Consider the following 23,326-nt stretch of genomic DNA (forward strand, 5'->3'; position numbering starts at 1 on the left):
ATTCTTCCATGTCTCGAATCTCTCAACGGCTTACCAATCGGCGGGCTGAACCTCTCCAGAAGCTGATTGTCTTTCAGATTCGTCATGAGTGGTTTGCCGTTCTTATTCAATTTGCCCACAAAGTAGTTCCTTTGGGCTTAGTCTATGGCGCACCTCAAGGTGGCATCAATCTCACCCATTATCAAGATCGTGAGGTTCCCGTGATTGATATTGAGCGGCGGGTATTTAGTAACGTGATCAATTTATCGTTACCGTCTGCGTTAACTGAGGCAAGTCATTCGCCTAAACAAGCCTCTCCTCAAGCAGTTCTAGAAAGCCAGCGCCACCTTATGCTTGTGGAAGATGCGCAGGGTTCCTTAGTTGGAATTCCTATGAATTCACCGCCCCTACTACGGCGAGTTCCAAAATCTGCGTTCTCACCTGTTCCTGCAATTTATTTAGCGGAAGGCAATATTCGGTGCATCAGCGCACTCATTACCGTATCTGAGAGTGAGCCACCGTTCTTCTTGTTGAACCTTGACCAGGTGTTGCAACAGGGGGCGATCGCTCCGACACACCAGCCAGGGAACGCATCAAGAGACTTACCTGAGGGCGCACCCCGATCGCTGCAACAGAGTGCTGACAACAATTGTTGATAGCCTTAGCGTTCCCTGATCATTTAATTGAGAGGTATTTAGTTAAGGGGATGATGTTCACTCAAGAGCTTTTCGACGCGGGCTTCATCAACGCGGGCAGTGAGCCTGCGGGCTTCGTGAGTATCTCGCGTTGTTTTTGAGATGCTAATGGTAGAACCCACCGTGAAAGCTAAACCCATAGCAAGATACCCTTTAATCCAACCATCTACTGGCAAATAGGTAATGCCGATCGCGGTCGCTGAAATTGAAACTATAAAGGAAGCCCAAGCTTGGATAATCCAGGCAGCGCTGTGAGCTTGGGGCATAGAATGTTCTCGATTGATCATTATTTCTGGCTCCAGTAAAATTAGTTCTTCCTAACCATAGATCGCAGGAATTTAAGGGTGCTTTCCAGTAGACAGTTGTTAGGTTTGGTTAAAGTATTGAGCAGGAGCGAAGAGGGTCAGAACGACGAGATGACTAGATTTGTATTCTTTAAAGACAATACTTTGTCTATTGACTGTTGAGCCGTGCCCACGAAAGCCTGTGCCAATTTGAACAAGCTGGCACAGGGAGCGATGATGGCAAAGGACTGTTGGCATGACTCAATGCAGGTAAGATGCCTGCCCTAGGTTTTCACCATAATTCCAGAAGAGTCATATTTTTGATGCATTGCTGTATGAACTTTGCTGTTAACGATCGCTAACTCGCTGTGAATTTTAAGGCGACACCGTTCATGCAATAGCGATCGCCTGTAGGTTCAGGGCCATCGTTAAAGACGTGTCCTAAATGCCCGCCACACCGATGGCAATGAACTTCAGTGCGAGTGGTAAAAAATGATTGATCGACCGATGTTTCGATCGCGCCTTTAATGGGTGCATAAAAGCTGGGCCAGCCTGTGCCGCTATCGAATTTTGTCTCGGAGGTGAATACGGGCAAAGCACAGGCGGCACAGCTATAGGTGCCTTTGTTGAATTCGTGATCGAGGGGACTGGTGCCCGATCGCTCGGTGCCTTTTTGGCGCAGTACGTGAAACTGCTCTGGTGTTAAAGTCTTTCGCCATTCGACTTCGGTTTTGGTGACTTCAAAGGTTTCTAAGGGGGCGGCGATCGCGTCTCGTTTCCAGGGCAAGTAGCGAAATAATGCAGCGATGCCAATTAAGGCGGCACCAGATTGGAGAAAGTAGCGTTTTTTCATGGGTAGAGAGTTGGGTGAGGCCCTTAAGGGATCTGCGTGAAAACATAACACCAGTGAGATGCATTAACTTTTAGCCCCCTAAATTTCCCATTCTGGGGGACTTTGAAAAGTTCGGAAGTCTTGCCCCAGAATGGGGGATTTAGGGGGCGGTTTGGGACATTATTTAATTGTAACTCCTTAAACAGTATGAGCGATCGCCCTGAATGTTGCCTGATAGAAAGCTGAGAATTGGCTTCTGCTAATGCTTGTGTAATAATCTTTGTTCCATTTGTTACAGGGGTCGTCCCATTTATAAAAATGCTTGTAACCGATGTAGCATTCTTACAACAGAATCTTATCGATAGGATGGCATTAATCAGGTTTGTCAAAGCCTTTGTAACCAATGGGCAAGGGTTTCTTATGAGCGAGTAGACCTTTTTAGATGGTGGAGCGACCTATTCAATATAAGTACGGAGAAAAGCGGGAAATCTCTGTAAAAAAGATACAATCTCCTCGGAATTACGGTACTCGGAGCAGGGCTTGCTTGACTACAGTGGGTAGACTGTCATGTAGGAGAGGGCTGATGCCACGCCGGAAAAGAAATTCTCAGGTTATTGAAAAAGCACAACGCCGATTAGAGTCTTTGCGATCGGTTGATCCATTCTTAAATTTTGGCAACAATCTATCGGTGTCAACTTACACGGAATACATTGAACAAGGACAACAAGCGATCGCCAAATACAATACGCTGTTGTCGATGGTGGATGAGGCGCAGCAGGATTTAGAAGCGTTGGAGCAACAGATCGCAGACGTTTCTACGCGGTTGTTGCAAAGCGTGGGCGCACGCTATGGCAAACAAAGTGTGGAATACATGAAGGCAGGGGGAAGACCGCAGTCTTCTAAGCGCAAAACGGCGATCGCTTCGTCTACACCCTTGCCTGTCCCGCTATCAACTTCATTGGCTTCAGAAGCCAATGGTTTGGGGCAGAATGGAGTAACTGCTAGAGCTTAATTCGGCGTTGCTGAATTAAGGGACGAAAAGAAAAGTTTGCTCTCACCCTAGCCCTCTCCTTGGGGGCTACCATATACACATAAATCTCTGGATATGCTTCAGTCTTTTTCGCCCCCTAAATCCCCCATTCTGGGGGACTTTGAGCAGGAAGATTACAAATGAGTGTGGGCAAACTCTAGTCGTTATCTTCGCTCCATTAACTGCATGGATTCTCACCGTATTCGGGGCACTACTCCTAATATAATTGCTGCGGCTCGACAACTTCGACAGCATCTTACTCCGGCTGAAAAGATGCTGTGGGAAGCCTTAAGAAAACGCCAGATCAAAGGCTTAAAGTTTCGCTGTCAGCATCCAGTTGAGTCTTTTATTGTCGATTTTTATTGTCCACAGCACCGACTTGTGATTGAAGTGGATGGTGGTATTCATGATCAGCAAGTCGAGTATGATGCTACTCGAACTGAAAGACTCCATCACCTGGGTTATCGAGTAATGCGATTTCGCAACCGAGAAGTCATCTCAAACTTAAGTCAAGTGCTTCAGCAGATTGCTGAGGCGATCGAGTTTTAGTTCTGCTGCTCAAAGTCCCCCAGAATGGGGGATTTAGGGGGCGGTTCGCTAGGGACTTTGCTAGATTTGATCACTCGTGGGTGCACAATAGCCTAAAGGAGAGGGACAAGAGATCTGGTGCCCTTCTCCCTGGAGAAAAGGGCGGGGGATAAGGGCAAATTCATCTCTTCTATTCAGCAACGCCCTTAATTCTTTCTTGCTTCGACTTCATTAATCACATAAAAACCAGGTTTTAGCCTACAAAGACCAGATTTCAGCTTAGGAATCTGGTCTTTATTTGTATTGATCAGAGTATTTACCGAGAAGTGATTTGTATGGGCTGGGCACTTTATATGACAAGTCATTTCCTTCCCATCCTCCTAATTAGGTTATTCACTTATGTCTGCGATCGCCCCTGTTAAGTCTCTTGTTTTTATCGATGCCGCTGTCGTTGATTACCAAAGTTTGATTGATGGTTTAGTGCCTGGAACTGAGGCGATCGTGCTTGACCCTGCTCAGGATGGGGTTGAGCAAATGACAGCAACGCTGGCGAATCGGAGCGACATTCAAAGCGTGCATATTGTCTCGCACGGCAGTTCGGGAAGTCTACAACTGGGGGCGGCAACGCTGAATGGGGAGTCGATCGATCGCTATCAAGCACAGCTACAAGGGTGGCGATCGGCGTTGACCGAGGATGCAGATATCTTGCTGTATGGTTGCAACGTCGCTGCTGGAGATACTGGAGCAGCATTTATTCAGCAGGTACGACAATTAACAAGGGCTGAAATTGCAGCTTCTGCTCAACCGACAGGCAACCCTGCACTAGGTGGTGACTGGGAATTAGAAATTACAACAAAGTCCATGCTGATGCCCCAGGCTTTTTTGCCTGAGGTGCTAGAAGCTTATCCATTTGTGCTGGCACCTCCTGAACTAAGTGGAAATGATAGGGCTGCTATTCTAGGTGCTCCTGGTGATCCAGCATGGCTCACTGATGTTGTTAACAAGGTTCAAGCCACAGGACTCTTTAGCTTGGTAGATTCATTCAAGGTGGGAGGAACGGGGGCTGTCACCCCAACGTTGGCACAGTTGCAAAACTATGGCAGTATTTTGGTCTTCAGTGATACTGGTTTTCAAAACGCAACCCTACTAGGAGATACGCTAGCAAACTATGTAGACTCAGGCAGGGGGGTTGTGGTTAGCACCTTTGCTTTAGGGGGTGGTGCTACCTTGGGCGGACGATGGAATACCGGAGGCTATAGCCCGGTTGTAATTGGCGGTTCATCAACTGGGACAGCCACTCTAGGTACCATATTTAATCCCGCTCACCCCATTGTGCAAGGTGTCTCCAGTTTTAGCGGGGGTACAAGTAGTTATCGCGCCACTGGGACAGCAAATCCGAGTGCGACAGTGGTTGCGAATTGGAGTGACAACAGACTACTTGCAGTCGATTTGCAAACCTTTAATGGTGGAATTGTGGGGTTAAATTTTTACCCGCCTTCATCAACTGTAAGAGGAGATTTTTGGAATGCTGCAACCCAAGGTGCCTTGCTCATGGGGAATGCTCTTGAGTATATAGGAGGTTCAGCGGTAAGGAGCACTGCAACAGAAGATGCGGTTAGTTACAACATTAATTTGCTTGCCAATGCAACAGACCCTGACGGAGATCCCTTAAATGTCAGTAACCTGATCCTTGCAAGTGGCAATGCTACGGGTGTAACTGTCATTGGCAACGATTTAAGCGTTAGCCCTAGCGCCTACAACTTCCTGAGCAGTGGTCAAAGCGAAATTATTAACTATAGCTACAACATCATTGATGGCAATGGTGGCAGTATTGCTCAAACTGCCAAAATTACCATAACTGGTCTTAACGATGCTCCTGTTTTAACAGGTAGTGCAACGCTGACAGCCATTGATGAAGACGTTTTAGATGTAGCAAATACGGGCACAAAAGTTTCGGCTTTAATTAACGGACTGATTACCGACGTAGATGGTGATCCGAAAGCGATCGCCATTACAGGCGTAGACAACACCAAGGGCGTTTGGCAATATTCTACCGATGGCGGCGCTATTTGGACAAACTTTAGCGCAACCCCCTCTGATGGTACGGCAACTGTCCTGGGTGCTACCTCCTTCTACCAAGCAAGTTTGGGCACTGCTCCGACTGCTCAAGGGCAATTATCATTCACCAATCTCAACCCTGTTACGCCTGCCCAACTGGGAACGCAAACCTTTGACAGCAGCGGTACCATCCTGAACACCGATGTTGATAGCAATATCTATGCTGGCTACAGTAACTTCTCCGGTGCGACTCCGGTTAATCCGCCCTTGCCCAAGCTCGATAACGTAGAGGGTTACAGCGTCTCCTTTAACCTACAACTGTTGACGGAATCTCACACCAACTCCAACCGGGCTGGGTTCAGCATCATTGTAGTCAGCAACGACAAAACTAAGGCGATCGAACTGGGCTTCCAAGATGGCAACATCTTTGCCCAAAAAGATGCTGGGTTTACAGCGGATGAGAGCGTGACATTCAACACCAAGCAATCCATCGATTATCGCTTAGAGGTGTTGGGCAATAGCTACACCCTGTTTGCTAACAACGCTCCCATTCTGACCGGAGCTTTACGCGATTACTCTGCCTTTAGTGGCGCGATCGATCCCTACGAAACCCCAAACTTCATCTTTTTAGGCGATGATTCCACCTCTGCCCAGGGCAGCTTTAACCTCAGCCAAGTGGTTGTGCAAACAGATAACCGAGTGCGCTTTGTACCAAACGCCAATGAGAACGGAAACTCTACGATTAACTTTAGAGCTTGGGATACAACAGATGGTGCGAGTGCAGGGGCGATCGTTGACGCTTCTGTGAACGGAGGCATTAACGCCTATAGTGCTGTCGCTGAAACCGCAACGATCGCCGTCACTGCGGTCAACGATGCTCCCACCATCAGCGGTACTCCAGCCGTCACGATCGCTGAAGACAGCCTCTACAGCTTCATTCCTAGTGCGATCGATGTTGATTTAGGCGATTCGCTCACTTTCTCCATCACCAACCAACCGACTTGGGCAAGCTTCAATTCTGCCACTGGGGAACTAAGCGGCACACCTATCAATGGCGATGTGGGCACAACCACTGGCATCATCATCAGTGTGAGCGATGGTATTGCCCCACCTGTTGATCTGCCAGCATTTGACTTAGCTGTCACAAACACCAACGATGCTCCGACGATCAGTGGTACTCCTGCTGTCACGATCGCCGAAGATAGCCCTTATAGCTTTATTCCTACTGCGATCGATGTTGATTTAGGCGATACCCTGACCTTCTCCATCGTCAACAAGCCATCTTGGGCAACTTTTAACCCTGCCACTGGAGAACTGAGCGGCACACCTATTAATGGCGATGTCGGCACGACCAACGGCATCATCATTAGCGTCAGTGATGGCATTGCTGCACCCGTTGATCTGCCAGCATTTAACTTAGCGGTCACGAACACCAACGATGCTCCCACCATCAGCGGTACTCCAGCCGTCACGATCGCCGAAGATAGTTCTTATAGCTTTATTCCTACTGCGATCGATATTGACTCAGGCGATACCCTGACCTTCTCCATCGTCAACAAGCCATCTTGGGCAACTTTTAATCCTGCCACTGGAGAACTGAGCGGCACACCTATTAATGGCGATGTCGGCACGACCAACGGCATCATCATTAGTGTCAGTGATGGCATTGCTGCACCTGTTGACCTCCCGGCATTTAACCTGGCTGTAACTAACACCAACGATGCTCCGACGATCAGCGGTACTCCAGCAGTAACGATCGCCGAAGATAGTCCTTACAGCTTTATTCCCACAGCTACCGATGTTGATTTAGGCGATACGCTCGCCTTCTCCATCGTCAACAAACCGACCTGGGCAACTTTTAACTCTACCACTGGAGAACTGAGCGGCACACCCGTTAATGGCAATGTTGGCACGACCACTGGCATCATTATCAGCGTTAGCGATGGCACTACTACAGTCGCTCTATCACCATTCGATCTTGGCGTGACCAACGTCAACGATGCGCCAACAGTAACGACTGCGATCGTCGATCAAGCTGCTACCGAAGATACTCTTTTCACTTTTGCAGTTCCTCCCAACTCCTTTACTGACATTGATGCAGGTGATACCCTTACCTACACTGCCACTCAATCAGACAATGCTCCACTACCTCTTTGGCTCACCTTTAACGCAACCAACCAAACTTTCAGCGGCACGCCCGCCAATGGTGATATCGGTAACTTCGACATTAAAGTAACGGCTAAAGATAGCGCAAATGCTACGGTCGAAGATATCTTTAGCCTCACCGTTAATAGCGTTAATGATGCTCCCACCCTCGACAATCCGATCGCCGATCAACCTGCAACTGAAGATACTCTCTTTACCTTCGCAGTTCCTACCAACACCTTTAGTGATGTTGATACAGGCGATATTCTCACCTACACCGCCACCCAAGCAGACGACACTCCGCTACCCAGTTGGCTCACCTTCAATGCAACCACCCAAACCTTCAGCGGTACACCGCTCAATGCCCAAGTCGGCAGCTTAAACGTCAAAGTAAAAGCCACAGATACAGGGCTTTTAACGGCTGAAGATAGCTTTACGATGACGATCGCCAACACCAACGACACGCCAACCGTAACGAACGCGATCGCCGATCAATCTGCAACCGAAGACATACCTTTTACCTTCACTCTTCCTACCAACACCTTTACCGATGTCGATGCAGGCGACAGCCTTACCTACACCGCTACCCTTGCCAACAGTTCTCCACTCCCAACCTGGCTTGCTTTTAACCCCATCAGCCGCACCTTCAGCGGCACTCCCCGCAACGCCAACGTTGGCAACCTCGACCTCAAAGTCAAAGTTACAGACAAAGCAGGTGCAATAGCTGAAGATATCTTTGTGGTCAAAGTTGCCAATGTCAACCAACCCCCAGGGGTTGGCACCCCCATTACTCCTGTCCCTCAACAGGTCACAGCGACCCAAGCCTTCACCCTCAAAATTCCTACAGGCGCATTTACCGACCCCGATGCAGGCGACAGCCTCACCTTCTCCGCCAGCCTAGAGAGCGGTGCGCCCCTTCCCCCGTGGCTGGTATTCGACGCTAAAGCCGCATCATTTAGTGGTATTCCTGACTTCCCATCAGTCGGTAATTTGTCTCTGAAAGTCAATGCCACTGATGCTCAAGGGTCAAGAACAAGCCAGCTAGTAAGGTTTACGATCGCCAATCCCACTGGTATTACAGGCATATCGACTGCGTTAATTGACTTTTCGGGTGGCAAAAAAGGCGTTACTCGCAAAGCCAAGAAAGGGCAGCTTCTACGCGGCACTCACCGGAGCGACATTTTGAGAGGAACTAAGGGGAACGATCGCATCAACAGCGGCAGACGCAGCGATAGTCACGGCAAAGACAAGCTCTACGGCTTCAATGGCAACGATCGCCTTAAAGCAGGCGGCGGCAATGACTATGTAGATGGCGGTCAGGGCAATGACTTTCTGAAAGGTGGTAGAGGGCGTGATCTGCTGCTGGGAGGTGAAGGCAATGACAGAATTTTAGGAGGTGATGGCGACGATATTCTCGTGGGCGGTAGCGGGGCTGATATTCTGGCGGGCGGTAATGGTCGAGATATATTTGCCTTTGCGAATATCAATGAAGGGAAAGATGCGATCGTCGATTTCAGTCCTACTGAAGATTTAATTGATCTCCGCAGCCTCTTTGCCCAACCTCAATTTGCCGGAGCAACGCCGTACGTCCGCTACCTCAAATATGTGCAGATGACTCAAGTCGGAACCAGCACCGAAATCAAAATTGATGCGGATGGCAGCGGCGTAGGCAATACATTCACCACTCTGGCAACCTTAAACAACATTGGGATAGGGGCAATGGGTTCTCGCAACTTTGTCATTAGCTAATCCTTAGTCCATTCAAAACACACGATGTTCAAGCACATTCTGTAGAATGAATCATAGAATTAGTTCAGTTCATTCTACAGAGTGTCTTCAAAGGTTCATGAACAAGGTTGTTGTTGGTCTTTCAGGCGGGGTCGATAGCTCGGTGGCAGCGGCAACGCTCCATCGTCAGGGCTATGAAGTGGTGGGGCTAACCCTTTGGCTGATGAAGGGCAAAGGGCAATGCTGCTCTGATGGCATGGTTGATGCTGCTCGCCTCTGCGAAGAACTAGCAATTCCCCATCATGTCGTTGACAGCCGCGAGGTATTTCAAAAATATATCGTCGATTATTTGGTTAAAGGCTACGGGGCAGGCATTACGCCGCTGCCTTGTTCGCAGTGCAACAAAACCGTCAAATTTACGCCCATGCTTCACTACGCTCGTCAAGAGCTAGGCATTGAGCAAATCGCCACAGGGCACTATGCGCGAGTGAACTACGACCCAGAAAGCGATCGCCACCAATTGCTTCGGGCGATCGATCGCACCAAAGACCAATCCTACTTTCTCTACGACCTCAATCAAGACGTGTTAGCGAACGTCGTTTTTCCTTTAGGCGAACAAACCAAAGTCGAAACGCGCCAAATGGCAACGGAGTTTGGGTTGCACACTGCCGAAAAACCTGAAAGCCAAGACTTATGCCTAATCGAAGCCCACGGCTCCATGCAAATTTTTTTAGATAAATACCTGGCTCCTAAAACCGGAGACATCATCGACCCGGCTGGAATCGTTCTGGGACAGCATGAGGGCATTCACCATTACACCATTGGGCAACGCAAAGGCATTGGCATTGCCGCCGCCCATCCGCTGTATGTAATTGGTATTGATGCAGCTAAAAATCAGGTCATTGTAGGCGATCGCCACCACGCGCAAAACCCCGATTGCACCGTTAAGCAAATTAACTGGGTGTCGATGTCAGAACCAACCGCGCCCATTCATGCCGAAGTCCAAATCCGCTACCGATCGCCGGCTGTTGGGGCAACGATTGTACCGTTAGAGGGCGATCGGGCAAAAGTTGTGTTTGATGAACCCCAATTCAGCGTTACTCCAGGACAAGCAGCCGTTTGGTACAACGGCGATATTTTGCTGGGTGGCGGCGTTATTGAATAAGGATGGTCTGATCAGTCTTGTAACAAAGTCACCTCCACAATTCAGAAATTCAGACCAATATCATTGCCCAAAACGGTATCCACACAGGTAGCGCAAAAGGTGCATTCATAAGTACAGATCCGTGCCTCAACCGAGTCCAGCGACAACGCTCTGTTGCAATGCTCACAGGTTGGTCTGATCTCGAGCATATTTCTACTACTTGTGACGGCTAACGGTTCGCTTCACCCGCCGCTAGTAACCCTTTCGTTCTCACCTGCTACCTCTATACGGTCGGTGTGCAAAGGGATTATTTACCGCGCGCTCTACATCACCAAAGCATTACCTGCCTAAATACTTTTATTCCAGTATTCTAAACCAGTCAAAATTATGTTTTCTAGCCACTGCTTAAATCGCTCCACCAAATTCTCTTCATCATCTGCATAGGAAAATTGAAACGGAGAATCAGCTAGAGACTGAATATCGCTAATGTTACGTTCTCCCTCTTCAGCATCGTCTCTATGATAAGCACAGGCAGTACACACAAGCAGTCCTCGATATTCATGTCCAAGAGCGTGAAACGAAATAAGAAGTGTTGTTGATGTTTCTACATTAATAACTAATTGAATCCAGGTATGATAGTTCCGAAGATTAGCAAAATAACCTAATTGTTTAGCTGTCTCTACAATTTGGTAGCGATGATAATAAGAGCGGGGATCGCCAACAGTAGCAGAAATCGTAAAAACTTGTGCGTCGCTTACAAAATTTTGAATAGATAATTTAATTTCATCAGCAACATCCTGTAATCGGCTAGAAGCTATATCAAATAAGTTTGTGGCAAAACTTTCAGCCTTCTTACACCGCTCTTGAATAGATGCTGACTGGTTTTGTCTCAATTTATCGGCAATAGAGGAAATGATAACCTGAGTTCGCCGTGCCTCTGATAGAACCTGCTCTGATAGACCAAGGCTTCTCAGAAAAGCCTGCTTTTGGCTTTTTGCAAAGAGGTTAATTAAATCTGATAAACTACCTTGACCTGCTGCTTCTAGGGCTGCAATATAAACTGCTCGGTCATCGCGAGTGAGAACCAAAGGAAACCAGCTAGATTGAATGAAAACTAAACTAGCTAAACAACGAGCGACACGACCGTTACCATCCTGAAATGGGTGAATTTGAGTAAACCGATGATGCAATTATGCTGATTCGATTTCAGGAGGAATTTTTTGGTCGCAATGCTGATGATGTAGCTCAATCAATGTATCCATTTCAGACGAAACTTGTTCAGGAGGACAGTACTCATGAACAGTACCATCTGATCTTAGAGGATTGTTAGGTTGACGTTTCCAGTCACCTTTAATCAAAGAGACGCGGAATATCTTTTCTGTAAGTGGGTCTAGTGCTTCTGTGCTGTCCTGGCTCTGAGTTAGAAGCTGATGTAACTGCTTTATATAAGAGGTTGATAGTGTTCTTTGTCCACCTACAAAATCGAATAATCCTTCAATTGCGGCTTCTTGATCCTTAATCAGCGAAACTACTTGTCTGATAGGGCGATCTGTCGCTCCATGGGGGATCAATGCCTCCTTGATCCCTTGTTCAATCAATAAACGAGTAATACCACGATCGATCGTGTACAAACGCTCAATGATTCCAGTTTCAATAGCTATTTCTCTGCGTAGCTTCTCATTGAAAGACTGAAACTCTCCAGATTGACGTAAACGATCTGCTTGCTCATACCAGACAGTTACTAGAGGCGGCAACTCATAACTTGCCAAATCTTTCCAATTTGACGGTAAATCTGCTATCGGTCGCCACAACATAAACATTTTTTCGTACTGGCTCTTAAGTTAGTTTAGCACTTACTGTTTTCGCAGCACCTTCAAGTTCGCTATGTTCCAATGTTCAAGCATCTATGCCCTAACAGACCCACACTCAACAATGCCTCACCCATGACTAAGCGGCACAACTTCTTTTCAGAGAGAAACTTTCTGTACACCATCCTAAATTGGGTGGATAGCAAGAAACTTTCCTTATATTGTGGTTCGTCCATATCATGTAGAGCGAAAGAAGCTTTCCGCATATTTTGAGATTTGGTCAAGCTGTCTACGATCGCCCCCCGCTCCTCAGACTTTGATTGCTGCACTCAATTCTTGATGCGATCGCTCTGGGCAAACCAATCACAGGCTTTTCCTGATCGACACAATAGGATATTCTGAAGGATTGATTACTGAAGGGCTAACGGCAAATTTTTCCTATTTGTTGCCATTACTATAAAGAGAGAATTATTTTGAGTCAACACCCGGACAATATTGCTCCCCACGGTGGGCAACTGATCAATCGGTTCGCCAGCCCTACCCAACAGCAAGAGTTCCTCAGCAAAGCCGACCATCTCCCCAGGGTTCAGCTTGACGAGCGAGCTTTTTCAGATTTAGTCCTGATTGCGATCGGTGGATTTAGCCCTCTGACTGGGTTTATGGAACAGGCAGACTACGATCGCGTGGTCAAAGAGATGCACTTGGCGAACGGCTTGCCCTGGTCAATTCCGATCACGCTCTCAGTTACTGAAGAGATTGCTGCTCCCCTTCAAGAAGGCAGCTTAGTACGTTTAGATGACCTGAATGGACGATTTGTGGGTGTTCTAAATCTGACGCAGAAGTATCGCTACGATAAAACCCAAGAAGCCATCAACGTTTATCGCACCGATGAAGAAAAACATCCCGGTGTAAAAGTCGTTTATAGCCAGGGTGCAGTCAACTTAGCAGGTGATGTTTGGTTGCTCCAGCGCGATCCTCATCCGCTCTTCCCGGCTTACCAAATTGATCCTGTTGCGTCTCGATCAATGTTCCGCGAGAAAGGTTGGAAAACAATCGTCGGATTCCAGACCCGTAACCCAATTCATCGCGCCCACGAATATATTCAAAAGTGTGCCTTAGAAACCGTTGATGGTCTGTTTCTCCATCCCTTAGTTGGCGCAACGAAGGAAGACGATATTCCGGCTGATGTTCGGATGCGGTGCTATGAGATTTTGCTGGAGCATTACTATCCTAGCGATCGCGTCATTTTGGCAATTAACCCAGCCGCCATGCGCTACGCAGGACCCCGTGAAGCTATTTTCCATGCCCTTGTGCGGAAGAACTATGGGTGTACTCACTTCATTGTGGGGCGCGACCATGCAGGCGTAGGCGACTACTACGGCACCTACGATGCCCAGCACATCTTCAACGAGTTTGCCCCTGGTGAATTAGGCATCATGCCCATGATGTTTGAACACGCTTTCTACTGCAAGCGCACCGAAACCATGGCGACTACTAAAACTAGCCCTAGCACCCCCGAAGAACGGGTGCATCTATCGGGAACCAAGGTTCGAGAAATGCTGCGGCGTGGTGAATTGCCACCCCCAGAGTTTTCCCGTCCTGAAGTGGCGGCAGAATTGGCGCGGGTTATGAAAGGAGCCGAGTAGGCACAACGTTTTAGACTCCTGGATTTTTTAAGCGTCCGGGAGTCTGTTTCTTGGCTAATCTGGATAATCGGTAGCTCAAAAATTCTGCGATGATCGCTGATCTAACTTGCTGCGTGAGGGCGACATTTAAAGTTCAGGCATTTTAGGTTCAAAAGTACCCTCGTGGGTCATGTCATTCTGAGATGTTTGATCTATTGTGTTAATTAGATCAATCTATTAACAACCAGGAGCGCCTTATTATGCTCGCAGGTATCCTTTTAATTTCGGGCTATGGAATTCTCTACACCTTAGTCATTCGTCGAATTAATCAATCTAGTAGTTTGTCTTAACGTTGAGTTTTACCGTCTGTACTGATTTTAGTGAATCGAGTTAACTAAATTGTGACCTGTACTAAAACCAATTAAAGTTGCTTACTTGGATTCAATTTTGGAACGTCATACGAATAGAAATAAGCATGACTTCGAGATGAAATTTGAGAAGCAGGAAAAGAAAATTGAAGATGCTGGACGTAGTTCAGTGCAGTAGCCTGATTAATTGTCGATGCGCAATCCAGACAAGAAAGAGACGCTCCGATGACCGTCTCTTTCTTAATATTAAAAACTAAACTGAAAACATCTGAGCCTATTCTGCTCCTAGCAATTCCACATCAAAAAGCAGGGTTGCGTTGGGGGGAATAACACCACCTGCACCCCGCGCACCGTAGCCTAAGTCTGGGGGAATGATCAACTGGCGTTGACCACCAATTTTCATTGAAGCAATGCCTTCATCCCAACCTTTGATAACGCGACCTGCACCTAAGGGAAACTGAAACGGCTGACCGCGATCGCGCGAACTATCAAACTTGGTGCCATTCTCTAGTGTGCCAGTGTAATGAACTGAGACGGTTTGCCCTTTCTGAGGGGTTGCGCCTGTCCCTTCAACAATTTCGACGTACTTTAGACCAGAATCAGTTGTAGTTACATTTTCTTCTGGGCTGAGATCGGCTTGGGACATAGGAGTTGCCTCAGGTTGGGTAAGTAAATTAGCTTGAGCCACTAAGGTGGGCTTGGCAGCAGACTGTTCAACTGCCACTGGAGCAGTTTGAGAAAGCCCAGCGGCGATCGCTTCTCCCCTCTGGGTCATCTGAGCCACGACCAAGAACAAGATGCAAGTCACCATGACTCCAAAACTGATGAGAATTTCCCGCAAAATATCGATCCTCCTGTGATTCTCAACAAGGGTATTAAAATCCCAAGCCCCAGTTTAACGCCAAAGCTCACCCCCAGAACCTACCGCCAAAGCTTATTTTCTAAATCCCTAACCTGTCGCTCTAAGCGATCCAACCGCCCCCGTAGCTCATCCATTTCGTTCTGCCGAGGCACGCCCAAGTCTTGCATAATGTTGCGAACTTGGCGCTGCATCTGGGCTTCCCAATTACCCTGCTCAGACTTCACCTGCTGCATTAAATCATTGGCTAACTTAGCCGCTTGCTCAGGATCAAGCTTGCCATCTTTGACTAACTGATCAGTCGCATCACGCAGTTTTTCTGCCACCATTGAGGTGGTGCCAATGCCAAACATAAGAAGCTGATTGAGTAAATTATTGTTGTCCATGAGAATTCCTGAAGTGTCAGAAGCAAGCCCAATTAATGTAACGCTCTTCAGCCTACAGTGATATTTTGGCAAACTTAGAGACTAATGACGTTAGGGTCGGTTGCCCTTTTATAGGCGGGTAACCGAATATAGAAAGAGTGATTCTTTTCAAAAATTAACCTATGGTCATTGAGTGGCTTAAGTTTACAGTCTTAGCTGAACTACGCGAACAATTCGTCCAAAAGGATGCTGAAATTTGGACTTCTGTTCTGGCTAAATATCCTGGATTTCTGAATAAAGAAGTTTGGATCAGCCCAGATCGCTTAGGCGAAGTAATTGCCGTGATTCGTTGGCAAAGCCTAGAACAATGGCAAGCAATTCCTACTACCGTATTAGATGACACCGAAGCTCGATTCCTAGAAGCGATGGGCGATACGTACAAGCTCGTCGAAGTCAGCAAATACCAGGTTCGTAAGTTCTCGTAAAATCCTCCTCCCATGCCCACTTGTCCTCGCTGCCACCATCTCGTCGATGCTCAGGCGATCGCCTGTCCCATTTGTCGCACAGCACTCAAAGCCCACGGTCATCCCGGCATTCCTCTTTACCGGGCTACCAGCGCGGAACCTCTCTGCAATACCTGCATCTACCATGCTGACGATACCTGCAACTTTCCACAGCGCCCTAACGCCCAAGAATGCACGCTTTACCTCAATCCTCAAATGCAGCAGATTACTAAGCCTGTCAAACGCCAGCCTTCTTTGGCACTATGGGTTAAGCGCAATGCTGGATGGTTAATTCTACTAGGGCTATTTGCCCTTGTGATGCTAAATGTTCTACGGATGAATTGACAATGTTTGCTTAAGCTTGCTTAAGACAAGATTTGCTCAGACATAGATGTTTGCCCAAGAATACCTTGAGCAAACATCGGCTCTGAAGCTATGACCTAAATCTTGTCTCTAGCGTCTTTTCTTCTTACCCCAGTAGCGGGTCACCAGCTTTTCCAGTTCTACCCAAATAAACACCAATGTGCTGGTGCCGATACAGATCATTAGCTCTGTCAAGCTCAAATAATGGGTTCCAAAGAAAACCCGTAATGGTTCTACATAGATTAGCAAGAGTTGCAAAAGGCTGGTCACGCCAACTGCCAACAAAAGAAAGGGATTTGAAAAGGGATTTAGCTCGATCGTTAACCGACTGTTTGATCGAACAGCTAGGGCATGACCCATTTGCGAGAGGCAAAGCGTGGTAAATACCATGGTTTTCCAGCGCTCAGGATCGCCACCTGTAGTCTGGGTGTATTGATATGACCAAAGCATGAGGGCGATCGTTACGACTGCCAGGACTACGCCAACTCGGATCATGTAAAACCCTAAACCCCGTGAGAAAATACTCTCTGTTGGGCTGTGGGGTGGACGATCCATCACGTTAGGTTCCGCAGGTTCAACTGCCAGTGCCAGTGCGGGCAATCCATCAGTAACCAGGTTCATCCACAAAATTTGCAGCGGTGTTAAGGGCAAACCGCCAGTTGCCAAAAGAATTGGGGCAGCGGCAATGGTCAACACTTCGCCAATATTTGACCCCAAAATATATTTAATAAAGCGACGAATGTTAGTATAAACGACTCGCCCTTCCTCGACTGCCGAAACAATGGTGGCGAAGTTGTCATCTTGCAGCACCATGTCGCTGGCTTCTTTGCTCACATCTGTGCCTGTGATCCCCATGGCAATTCCAATTGCCGACTGCTTCAGCGCAGGCGCATCGTTAACCCCATCTCCGGTCATTGCCACAATCTCTCCTTGGGTTTGCAAGGCTTGGACAATGCGAAGTTTATGCTCTGGGGCAACTCGGGCATAAATGCTAACGCGCTCAACTTGGTCTTGGAGTTCTGATTGGCTTAATTTTTCGAGTTGTTGTCCAATCAGCACTTCATCGTTGGCACCTGCAATGCCCAGTTGTGCCGCGATCGCTCGTGCTGTTAGTTGATGATCACCCGTGATCATCACCGGACGAATTCCCGCCGATCGACACCGAGCCACGGCATCCCGTACCTCTGGTCGAGGGGCATCAAGCATATCCACCAGCCCTAGCCAAGTCATTCCTTGCTCTGTGCTCTCATCGGTTCCTGCTGCTGGAATTTCGCTGAGTAACTTGTAGGCAAACCCTAACACCCGTAGCCCTTTTGCCGCTAGTTGATCATTTCTTTCCAAAATCTCGGTTTGGTGCTGCCGGGTAAGCGACTTAACACCGCCTGCATAGAACTGATGACAGCGCTCTAAAACCAGTTCAGGCGAACCTTTACAAACTAAGACGTAGACTCCAGCTTTCTCATCTTGCACAATCACACTCATGCGCTTTCGCTCAGAAGAAAAAGGAAATTCTGCAACGCGCGGCAGTGTATTGGAGGTCTGGTGTGCCCAAACTCCAGCCTTTCCAGATGCTACTAACAAAGCCCCTTCGGTTGGGTCGCCTAGAATTGCCCATTCACCATTCTCTTTTTGTAAGACTGCATCATTACAAAGCGTACAAGCAAGTAGAAGCAACTGAAGATCAGACTCGTTTTGAAGTGCGATCGCCTTCTGGTTATCTTCTCCCCACCGATAAAATTGTCCCTCAGGCACGTATCCATGCCCTGTTAACCGAAACGCCTCTTCTGTAGTGTGCATCGACTGCACCACCATTTTATTCTGGGTTAAAGTTCCCGTTTTATCTGAACAAATCGTGGTTACCGAACCCAGGGTTTCTACTGCGGGGAGTTTCCGAATCAGCGCTTGTCGTTTGACCATTCGCTGCGTGCCCAGTGCCAGAGTCACCGTGATGACGGCTGGTAGCCCCTCTGGAACAACCGCTACTGCCATGCTTAAAGACACCTCTACTAGGTCTTTAAAGCTGCCCCAGCCCGATACGAGTAAGCCGCCGATAATCACGATCGCCACTAAAATTAGCGCGCCTGTCACCAACGTATTACTCAGCTGATCCATGCGTTTCTGCAAAGGCGTTGCCTCTGTCTCAACTGACTGAAGCAGCGTCGCAATTTTTCCTAGTTCTGTACTCATTCCAGTATGGGTGACTAACACCATGCCTCGCCCTTGCACGACCTCAGTTCCCTGAAATACCATGTTGACGCGATCGCCCAACGCCGTATCAGCCGCCAGTTCTCCCTCTACCCGCTTGGTCACCGCTTGCGCCTCACCGGTCAGCGCCGACTCCCGCACCTGAAGGTTGACGGCATCTAGCAATCGACCATCTGCCGACATTTGGACACCCGCTTCCATCAACATCAAGTCTCCAGGCACCAGTTCCTTAGAACCCACCTCTTGCATCTTGCCGTCGCGTAGCACCCGTACCTGGGGCGAAGACATATTTTTAAGTGCTGCTAAAGCCTTTTCTGCCCGGCTCTCTTGAACGTAACCAAGGACTCCGTTCAAAATAACGATCGCCAGAATTGCGATCGTATCTTTAAAGGGAATTTCTCCAGGCTTCAAGTTGCCCTGCAACAAATCCATTAAATTCAGACCACCGTTGATCAAAGCTACGGCGATCAGCATGACCAACATAATGTTCTTGAACTGATCCACCAGAATCATCCAGGCGTTTCTTCCCCCCGACTCCTGAAGTTCGTTCAATCCATATTGCTGCCGCCGTTCGGTGACTTGGGCAGATCGCAGACCTGTCTGGCGATCGCTTTGTAGCTCTCTCACCGCTTCGTCAGGAGCCATTTCATGCCAAATCAAATGATCGATACTCATAGGTGAGAAGAGGAAGAATGGTACAAGAGTAAAACGTTAACATGTAGTACTGTAACCCAGTCTTAATAGTTGGCAGTCTAACTTTTTTGCAATGCTTGTCATAGCTTCTGCACACAATGGCAGGTAAAGCGGCTAAACATAGTCATTAAAGACAGTCACTAAAGAATACATCTGTGTGTAAAGCGTGACTTGTACGCAGGTGCAACTCCTTAAAAATTGCCTGTCGGATGCCATCTATAATTTACTGTGCAAAGACTTAAACCATGGCTGGGGAGAAAAGCTGAATTCTCCCCTGATCAAGAATATTAAGAGAGAAATAATGCTGGCAAAACGAATCTTGCCCTGTCTAGATGTCAAAGCTGGACGGGTGGTGAAAGGAATTAACTTTGTTAATCTGCGAGATGCGGGTGATCCGGTGGAACTAGCGCAACTCTATAACCAGGCAGGAGCAGACGAGCTAGTGTTTTTAGATATCACTGCCACCCACGAAGACCGAGGCGTAATCTATGACGTGGTTCAACGGACTGCCGAGCAAGTTTTTATTCCGCTAACAGTGGGTGGAGGGATTCAATCCTTAGAGACTATTAAAAAATTGTTACGAGCTGGAGCAGACAAGATTAGTATCAATTCTGCTGCGGTTAAAGACCCAGACTTGATTAACCAGGCAAGCGATCGCTTTGGCAACTCATGTATTGTCATTGCTATTGATGCCCGCCGTCGCACTGATCCTAATAATACAGACCCTAATAATACTGATCTTGAGAATCCTGGCTGGGACGTATATGTCCGGGGTGGACGCGAAAATACAGGCATAGATGCGATCGCATGGGCAAAAGAAGTGGCAGAGCGGGGTGCAGGTGAACTCCTTATCACTAGTATGGACGCTGATGGAACTCAGGCAGGCTACGACTTGGCACTGACTCGCATCATTGCCGAACAAGTCCAAATTCCTGTGATTGCCTCTGGCGGAGCGGGCAACTGCGAACACATCTACGATGCCCTGACTGAGGGCAGAGCCGAAGCTGCCCTGCTTGCGTCGCTGCTGCACTATGGGCATTTAACGGTAGCTGAAATCAAGCAACACTTGGCAGTCCATCAAGTCTTAGTTCGTCAATGATCTGAGTTGAGCAACGATAGGGTCAAACGCAAGAGAGCTAGAAAGTGAGTTGAGGGCGATCGGTGCAGCGTGATGAGAGTAGTCTTCCAATTTTCTTCAAGCTCAGTTTCTGAGAATCAGTTAATATATATAAATATTACAGTTCATAGATTGCTTTAGTAATGGTCGTTATTCTCTTTATCGTAGTCTGCCTAGTAGCATGGGCTTTGCACCTCATGCAAGAAGCCGTTCAGCGTCGTGAGTTTTCTCTCATGCTGGCAGGTTTTCTAGTCTCGTCTGCTGCCGCTGCCCTGGTCGGTGTCTATTTTCTTATGGGGCACTATGTAGGCTACATGACAGAGATGACTCAGAGAGTCGCTCTTTACAATCAGTCCTACGACGTGTCTACCCTACCTTTCACTGAAAGCTGGGCTGAAGAATGGGTTGGTCAGACGAGCGAAACTCGGATGAGATAAGAAATGTAAACTAAACATTTCTAATATCTAAACTCCTCAAAATCCGGATTTCAAAACTTTTTGGTGTAGTTAACCCTGAGCCTGGTTCTTGTGCTACAAATACTGTCGATAGAGTGCAAGAGTGCGTTAAGCAGTTCTTGCTATTTATCCTAGCTTTGATGCAGTACTTCCTGTAGACTCTGCCTGATTCATGTTTTATTCTTGCACCTACAAAGATTTCAGATGCCCTTTCAGATTTTTCACCTGGCTGCATTTCTGATATCCGCTGTAGTGGTTCTGTTAACCACTCCCACCGTCAGAAAAATTGGACTTAAGAGCGGACGCTTTGACCCTCCGGGTGGGCGTAAGGTGCATAAGCATCCGATGGTACGCCTAGGAGGGGTGTCTATTTTTATGGGCACGCTGATTGCCCTCCTGTTTGTTTGGGGGACGGGTGGGTTTGGCGTGTTGCCGCCTGATAAAGAGTATGAAATTTGGGGAGTAACCCTGGGTGGCTTGGCTTTTTTCTTGATTGGCTTAGCCGATGACTTGGTTAGCTTGTCGCCTCAACTGCGCTTGTTATTACAGTCGATCGTTGCAGGTTTTGCTTGGCAAGCAGGGGTAAGCATTGATTTTCTCTCCTTCCCATTTCAGCCCGCTCCAGTTTTGCTGCCGCTCTGGGTCAGCTTTGCTGTGACTATTATTTGGTTGGTGGGTATGGCAAATGCTATTAATTGGATTGATGGCTTAGATGGTTTAGCCGCAGGCGTTTCAGGGATTGCTGCGGTGATTATGCTAATCGTTTGTTTGGCGATGAATCAACCCGCTGCGGGTTTAGTAGTGGCTGCACTTGCAGGAGGCTCGTTGGGTTTTTTGCGCTACAACTTTAACCCGGCACAAATTTTTATGGGAGATGGGGGAGCCTATTTTATGGGCTTTACTTTGGCAGGCGTGGGAGTGATTGGGCTGGTTAAGAGCGTTACGACTCTGGCGGTTCTGTTACCTACCTTAATTTTAGCCGTTCCTATTTTTGATATGTCTGCCGTTATTTTTGAGCGATTGCGTCGGGGCAAATCGCCGTTTACGGCTGATAAAAGCCATCTTCATCATCGATTGTTGAAGGCAGGGCTTTCCCATCGGCTGGCGGTGCTGTTTATTTACACGCTTACCCTGTGGGTGGGTAGCTTGGCGCTGGCGTTTTCTCGAATTCCTAATGGGGTAGCATTTGCGATCGCTGCCACTGCTCTACTGAGCTATACGGGTTGGCACGTTCATCGGCACGCCCGTCCTTAATTTGCAAACTGCGAGGAATCTGCTATGAGTGCTGAAATTATTTGCATCGGCACTGAGATGCTGTTGGGAGAAATTCTTAACTCGAATGCTCGGTACTTGGCACAGCAGTTGGCGATTCTAGGGATTCCTCACTACTATCAAACCGTGGTGGGCGATAATGTTCCTCGCATTCATCAGGTGTTGGAGTTAGCTTGTAGGCGATCGCAAATCTTGATCTTTACAGGCGGGTTAGGGCCCACTCCTGACGATTTGACAACAGAGGCGATCGCTCAGTTTTTCAACACGCCCCTCATTGAAAAGCCCGAAGTCCTGGAAGACATTCGCCAAAAATTTGCGCGGCGCGGACGAGAAATGTCTCCTAGCAACCGCAAGCAAGCATTAATTCCTAAAGGCGCAATCCTCTTGCCTAACCCAACAGGCAGCGCTCCTGGCATGATTTGGCAGCCCCGTCCCGATCTGACTCTTTTAACATTTCCAGGCGTACCTAGGGAAATGCACGTTATGTGGGAGCAGACTGCCGTCCCTTATTTGCGAAGTCAAGGGTGGGGTGCAGAGACGATCTATAGCCGCACCTTGCGGTTTTGGGGCATTCCTGAATCGACGTTGGCAGAAAAGGTTGATGATTTCTTAGCTTTGGAAAATCCGACAGTGGCTCCCTATGCTGGAAACGGTGAGGCTCGTCTGCGCATTTCGGCTAAAGCGACTACCGAAGCAGCGGCGCTAGCTGCCATCGATCCCATCGACCAGAAAATTCGTGACCTGATTGGAGACGACTGCTATGGAGCCGATGAGGATACGATCGCCTCGGTGACAGGCAATTTACTTAAGGCATCTCAACAAACGGTGTCGGTTGCCGAATCTTGTACGGGCGGCGGATTAGGGCATTTGTTGACCGCGACTGCGGGGAGTTCGGCTTATTTCTGGGGCGGCGTGATTTCCTATGACAATCAGGTCAAGGTAAACCTGTTAGGCGTAGGCGCGGAAGTATTGGAGCAGCAAGGAGCCGTTAGCGCTGAAGTGGCTTGTCAAATGGCAACTGGCGTACGCGATCGCCTTAACACAACGTGGGGGTTGAGCATTACTGGCATTGCGGGTCCGGAAGGTGGAACGGAGGCAAAACCTGTAGGATTGGTCTACATTGGCGTAGCTTCTAAGACGGGAGTAGAGAGCTTTCGGTACTTGTTTGGCGCTTTCCGCGATCGTGATTTTATCCGCTATCTCAGCGCTTGTACGGCGATCGATTTGCTGCGCCGGAAACTGCTGGCTGGTTAAGAATTTTGGCTCACTT

Annotated in this window: 19 protein-coding genes and 1 pseudogene; 12 read left to right on the forward strand and 8 right to left on the reverse strand. The window is 48.1% G+C overall.

Features of this window, described 5'->3' with window-relative positions; all coding sequences use genetic code 11:
• Positions 1–8 precede the first annotated feature (8 nt).
• Positions 9–635, forward strand: a complete 627-nt coding sequence (locus tag KME11_04240) for a chemotaxis protein CheW (protein MBW4514413.1) — start codon at positions 9–11, stop codon at positions 633–635.
• 38 nt (positions 636–673) lie between these two features.
• On the opposite strand, the gene KME11_04245 is transcribed toward KME11_04240, so the two are convergent.
• The 3 genes from KME11_04245 to msrB form a co-directional block, all read right to left on the reverse strand.
• A complete protein-coding gene (locus tag KME11_04245; GenBank protein MBW4514414.1) occupies positions 674–961 on the reverse strand; it encodes a hypothetical protein in 288 nt (95 codons plus the stop codon).
• Positions 962–1,039: 78 nt separating this feature from the next.
• Positions 1,040–1,216, reverse strand: coding sequence for a hypothetical protein (locus tag KME11_04250; protein MBW4514415.1), 177 nt, complete (start codon positions 1,214–1,216; stop codon positions 1,040–1,042).
• Between the two features lie 100 nt (positions 1,217–1,316).
• Positions 1,317–1,811 (reverse strand): peptide-methionine (R)-S-oxide reductase MsrB, encoded by a 495-nt coding sequence (gene msrB / locus KME11_04255; protein ID MBW4514416.1) that lies wholly within the window; start codon positions 1,809–1,811, stop codon positions 1,317–1,319.
• A gap of 562 nt (positions 1,812–2,373) precedes the next feature.
• Here msrB and KME11_04260 point away from each other — a divergent pair.
• The 4 genes from KME11_04260 to mnmA all read left to right on the forward strand — a co-directional run bounded on the left by KME11_04260 (position 2,374) and on the right by mnmA (position 10,444).
• The gene (locus KME11_04260; protein MBW4514417.1) at positions 2,374–2,802 is read left to right on the forward strand and encodes a hypothetical protein; all 429 of its coding nucleotides are present in this window, start codon (positions 2,374–2,376) and stop codon (positions 2,800–2,802) included.
• Between the two features lie 204 nt (positions 2,803–3,006).
• Positions 3,007–3,369 carry an endonuclease domain-containing protein gene (locus KME11_04265; GenBank protein MBW4514418.1) on the forward strand — a complete coding sequence of 121 codons (363 nt, stop codon included), beginning with the start codon at positions 3,007–3,009 and terminating at the stop codon, positions 3,367–3,369.
• Between the two features lie 378 nt (positions 3,370–3,747).
• Complete coding sequence (locus KME11_04270; protein ID MBW4514419.1) at positions 3,748–9,300, forward strand: DUF4347 domain-containing protein; 5,553 nt, start codon at positions 3,748–3,750, stop codon at positions 9,298–9,300.
• A gap of 97 nt (positions 9,301–9,397) precedes the next feature.
• Positions 9,398–10,444: a tRNA 2-thiouridine(34) synthase MnmA gene (gene mnmA / locus KME11_04275; GenBank protein ID MBW4514420.1), complete on the forward strand. Its 1,047-nt coding sequence runs from the start codon at positions 9,398–9,400 to the stop codon at positions 10,442–10,444.
• A 41-nt stretch (positions 10,445–10,485) separates the two neighbouring features.
• Here mnmA and KME11_04280 read toward each other — a convergent pair whose 3' ends face one another.
• On the reverse strand, positions 10,486–10,632 hold the full coding sequence (locus KME11_04280; protein MBW4514421.1) for a DUF1272 domain-containing protein: 147 nt from the start codon (positions 10,630–10,632) through the stop codon (positions 10,486–10,488).
• A gap of 138 nt (positions 10,633–10,770) precedes the next feature.
• Positions 10,771–12,243, reverse strand: a pseudogene (locus KME11_04285) (Fic family protein).
• Positions 12,244–12,704: 461 nt separating this feature from the next.
• Here KME11_04285 and sat point away from each other — a divergent pair.
• On the forward strand, positions 12,705–13,877 hold the full coding sequence (gene sat / locus KME11_04290; protein MBW4514422.1) for a sulfate adenylyltransferase: 1,173 nt from the start codon (positions 12,705–12,707) through the stop codon (positions 13,875–13,877).
• 621 nt (positions 13,878–14,498) lie between these two features.
• Here the strand turns inward: sat and KME11_04295 are convergent.
• Together KME11_04295 and KME11_04300 are read right to left on the reverse strand one after the other, a co-directional pair.
• Positions 14,499–14,999 carry an FKBP-type peptidyl-prolyl cis-trans isomerase gene (locus KME11_04295; protein ID MBW4514423.1) on the reverse strand — a complete coding sequence of 167 codons (501 nt, stop codon included), beginning with the start codon at positions 14,997–14,999 and terminating at the stop codon, positions 14,499–14,501.
• A gap of 146 nt (positions 15,000–15,145) precedes the next feature.
• A complete protein-coding gene (locus KME11_04300; GenBank protein MBW4514424.1) occupies positions 15,146–15,469 on the reverse strand; it encodes a phasin family protein in 324 nt (107 codons plus the stop codon).
• 161 nt (positions 15,470–15,630) lie between these two features.
• On the opposite strand from KME11_04300, the gene KME11_04305 reads away from it, so the two are divergent.
• Together KME11_04305 and KME11_04310 are read left to right on the forward strand one after the other, a co-directional pair.
• Positions 15,631–15,933 carry a TIGR03792 family protein gene (locus tag KME11_04305; protein ID MBW4514425.1) on the forward strand — a complete coding sequence of 101 codons (303 nt, stop codon included), beginning with the start codon at positions 15,631–15,633 and terminating at the stop codon, positions 15,931–15,933.
• Between the two features lie 12 nt (positions 15,934–15,945).
• Complete coding sequence (locus KME11_04310) at positions 15,946–16,296, forward strand: zinc ribbon domain-containing protein (GenBank protein MBW4514426.1); 351 nt, start codon at positions 15,946–15,948, stop codon at positions 16,294–16,296.
• 108 nt (positions 16,297–16,404) lie between these two features.
• Here KME11_04310 and KME11_04315 read toward each other — a convergent pair whose 3' ends face one another.
• The gene (locus KME11_04315) at positions 16,405–19,194 is read right to left on the reverse strand and encodes a cation-translocating P-type ATPase (GenBank protein MBW4514427.1); all 2,790 of its coding nucleotides are present in this window, start codon (positions 19,192–19,194) and stop codon (positions 16,405–16,407) included.
• 319 nt (positions 19,195–19,513) lie between these two features.
• Between KME11_04315 and hisF the strand changes: the two genes are divergently transcribed.
• From hisF to KME11_04335, 4 genes are all read left to right on the forward strand, one after another.
• Positions 19,514–20,311 carry an imidazole glycerol phosphate synthase subunit HisF gene (gene hisF / locus KME11_04320; GenBank protein MBW4514428.1) on the forward strand — a complete coding sequence of 266 codons (798 nt, stop codon included), beginning with the start codon at positions 19,514–19,516 and terminating at the stop codon, positions 20,309–20,311.
• Between the two features lie 161 nt (positions 20,312–20,472).
• Positions 20,473–20,766 (forward strand): hypothetical protein, encoded by a 294-nt coding sequence (locus KME11_04325; GenBank protein ID MBW4514429.1) that lies wholly within the window; start codon positions 20,473–20,475, stop codon positions 20,764–20,766.
• A 222-nt stretch (positions 20,767–20,988) separates the two neighbouring features.
• Complete coding sequence (locus tag KME11_04330; protein ID MBW4514430.1) at positions 20,989–22,038, forward strand: undecaprenyl/decaprenyl-phosphate alpha-N-acetylglucosaminyl 1-phosphate transferase; 1,050 nt, start codon at positions 20,989–20,991, stop codon at positions 22,036–22,038.
• 24 nt (positions 22,039–22,062) lie between these two features.
• Positions 22,063–23,310 (forward strand): competence/damage-inducible protein A, encoded by a 1,248-nt coding sequence (locus tag KME11_04335; GenBank protein MBW4514431.1) that lies wholly within the window; start codon positions 22,063–22,065, stop codon positions 23,308–23,310.
• Positions 23,311–23,326 lie beyond the last annotated feature (16 nt).

Origin of the sequence: Timaviella obliquedivisa GSE-PSE-MK23-08B (assembly GCA_019358855.1) — a bacterium.
Taxonomy (GTDB): Bacteria; Cyanobacteriota; Cyanobacteriia; order Elainellales; family Elainellaceae; genus Timaviella; species Timaviella obliquedivisa.